This window comes from Micromonospora sp. KC207 (assembly GCF_004348615.1).
Taxonomy (GTDB): domain Bacteria; phylum Actinomycetota; class Actinomycetes; order Mycobacteriales; family Micromonosporaceae; genus Micromonospora.
The window spans coordinates 1-2,836 of the sequence record NZ_SMKJ01000492.1; the positions used below are offsets into that span (position 1 = coordinate 1).

The 2,836-nt window shown below is 73.1% G+C and carries 2 protein-coding genes; one reads left to right on the plus strand and one right to left on the minus strand.

The window, feature by feature from the left end; translation table 11 throughout:
• Positions 1 to 225: 225 nt before the first annotated feature.
• Entirely contained in the window at positions 226 to 1,359 is a 1,134-nt protein-coding gene (locus E1258_RS31660; RefSeq protein WP_132407538.1) for a peptidoglycan-binding protein, read from the minus strand.
• Positions 1,360 to 1,667: 308 nt separating this feature from the next.
• Here E1258_RS31660 and E1258_RS31665 point away from each other — a divergent pair.
• A partial coding sequence (locus tag E1258_RS31665; RefSeq protein WP_132407540.1) for a serine/threonine-protein kinase occupies positions 1,668 to 2,836 on the plus strand: 1,169 nt, incomplete at its 3' end.

The window sequence follows — 2,836 nt, forward strand, 5'->3', positions numbered from 1 at the left end:
CCTGCACCCGGGGCAGGGGGTGTGGGTGGGGGTGAAGGCCGCCGAGACCCGCGCGTACCCGGCGGACGGCTGACCCCCGCCCGGGGTCAGGTCGCGCTTATCCAGGGGGTCTTTCGGGGGCTATGCGGACAAGTGTTACGAGGCGCGACTGCCCGTCGTCGAGCGTGCTCCGCCCCCGACGGGCAGTCGGTGGCCGGTGGGGCCCCGCCCCACCGGGCCGGCCCGTCAGTGCCGCCGCAGCGACTGCCGGACCACTCCGCCGACGATCGCGCACCACGTGCTCGTGCCCACCCTGCCGTCCGGCGGCAGGCTGTGCAGCCGCTGCACGTCCTGCACTGCCCGGCGGGTGGCGTGGTCGAACTCGCCGGTCACCGCCACGTCGGCGTAGCCCTTCCAGTTGAGGACGAACTGCACCGCGCTGACCGGCGCGCCGCTGGCGTGCTGGTCCAGCTCGGGAGCGAGGGTCTCCCAGGTGGGCGTCGTGAGGGTGGCGTCCACGTCGACCGGGATGCCGTTGCGGGCCTGCCAGTCCTGGACGGCCGCGACGGTGGCGGCGTCGAACGTGCTGTTCACCGGCACGACGTAGCCGCGGTGGGTGAGCAGGTACTGCACCACCCGCACCGAAGGGGAGCTGACGAACCGCCACAGGTCCGGCCAGCGCCGGGCCGGCACGTCGCCGGGGCTGGTGCCCAGCTCGCGGAAGACCCGTCGACGCAGCTCGGGGAACTGCCGGTAGAACGCCGCCCCCGGGCAGGCGGTGGTGCGGAAGTCCCAGTGGCCGAAGATGTCGTGGGCGTGCAGGCCGTACTGGCGGCCGATCGTGGCACAGAGCCGGACCAGCGAGTTCAGCAGCGCCTCCGGCGGGGTCTCGTCGACGTACGTGCCCTCGTTCTCGATGCCGATGGCGCGCCCGTTCTCGCCCGGGCAGTGCGCCGAGACCATCTGCCGGTCGCCGGCGGCCAGCCGTTCCAGGCTGCCGTGTCGGCCCTCCAGCACATGGCCGCCGCGGCTGACGGTGAAGTGCTGGCCGGTGTCCGACCAGCCGTTGCCGTCCATGTGCAGGTTCTGGCACTCCTGGGCGAGCTTCACGGCCTGCTCGCGGGAGTAGTCGGTGACGTTCGGAAACGCCATGTGATGCACGATGATCTTGTTGGTGGCGATCTCGCTGACCGACAGCGGGTCGGCGGGCGGCCGGGCGCCCCACTCGTCGCAGTCGATGATCCAGTCCAGCCCCGGATCGGACGCCGCCAGCGCGGAGGCGGGGGACGCGAGCTGCGTGCCGACCACGGCGACCGTGGCCGCGCCGAGCCCGGCCCGCAGCAGGGTACGGCGGTCGAGTTCGGGATGGTCGAAGTGCATGGCATCTCCTCTGTGGCCGTGCCGGCACATGGATGAAAAGGAGCTCCAGGGGGAACGCGTGATGTGGAGGATATTGCCGCCAGGGTCCGAGCGCCAGGGGTTCCGCCGCCCCGGCGGGGCGATTTCACCTAGCCTCCTAGGATGCCGTAGGGGCAGTTACGCGCCCCGCCACACATCGACGAGCAGACACACGGAGCGAGGGATGCACCCGTTGCGCCGATGGCCGACTGGACGGCACCGGTCAGAATGAGCGGCGTCGAAGTGGGTGTGCGCGGGCGAGCGCCCGGGGAAGCGGTGGAGACCGTCGAATGAGCGGCAACAGCTGGCTGGTGTCCGGCTACACCGAGGTGCGTGAGCTGGGCTCGGGCGCGTCCGGTCGAGTGGTGCTGGCCACCCACGACGCGACCGGCACCCCGGTCGCCGTGAAGTACCTCGTCGGTGGCCTCGGCGGTGACCCCTCGTTCCGCGACTCCTTCCGCACCGAGGCCCGCTTGCTGGCTGACATCGACGACCCGCACGTCTCCCGGCTCTACGAGTACGTCGAGTCGCCCACGGGTGCGGCGATCGTCATGGAGCTGGTCAACGGCGTCTCGTTGCGGCAGATGCTGCGCGCCAACGGGCCGACCGGGCCGGAGGCGGCGCTCTGCGTCCTCAAGGGCTCGCTGGCCGGCTTGGCGGCGGCGCACGACCGGGGCGTGGTGCACCGCGACTACAAGCCGGAGAACGTGCTGGTCACCGCAGCGGGCGAGAGCAAGCTCGCCGACTTCGGCATCGCCATGCCGATCGGCGGGGAGGCGGCCACCACCGTCACCGGCACTCCCCGCTACATGGCGCCGGAGCAGTGGACCGGCGCAGCGGCGGCCCCGGCCTGCGACATCTATGCCGCCACGGCCACCTTCTTCGAGTGCCTGACCGGCCGTCCCCCGTACGACGGGCGCAGCCTGCTCGCCCTACGCGACCAGCACGCCAGCGCGCCGATTCCCACCGAGCCGGCGCCGCAGCCGGTGCACGAGCTGCTGCGCCGGGGGATGGCCAAGCGGCCCGACGAGCGCCCCCAGCCGGCCCAGGTCTTCCTCGGTGTCCTGGAACGAATCGCGGGCGGGGCCTACGGATCGGACTGGGAGGAGCGCGGGGTGCGGGAGCTGGCCCGGCGGGCCGCCCTGCTGGCCGTGTTCTTCCCGTTTCCCGAAGGATCGAGCGGTAGCACCAGCGTGGCCAGCACGGTCCTCGGATCGGACGCCGGGTTCGGCACGGGCCGGGAGATCCGTACCGGCCGGCGCATGCGCACGGGGCGGGCCCGCACGGCCCTGGTCGGCGGGGCGCTGGTGGCGGCCGTCCTGGTCGGCGGCGCCGGCTACCGCTACGCCTCCGGTGCCGAGCCCGACGCCGCACCGGCGGTGGACTCCGGGGACCCGACGGGGGCGGCGACGCCGACCTCCGGCGCGGGTTCCGCCTCGGCCGCCCCGGAGGTTTCGGC

Excerpts from the sequence above, each read along its gene's own strand:
- E1258_RS31660 (WP_132407538.1), bottom strand. The coding sequence starts at position 1,359 with ATGCACTTCGACCATCCCGAACTCGACCGCCGTACCCTGCTGCGGGCC.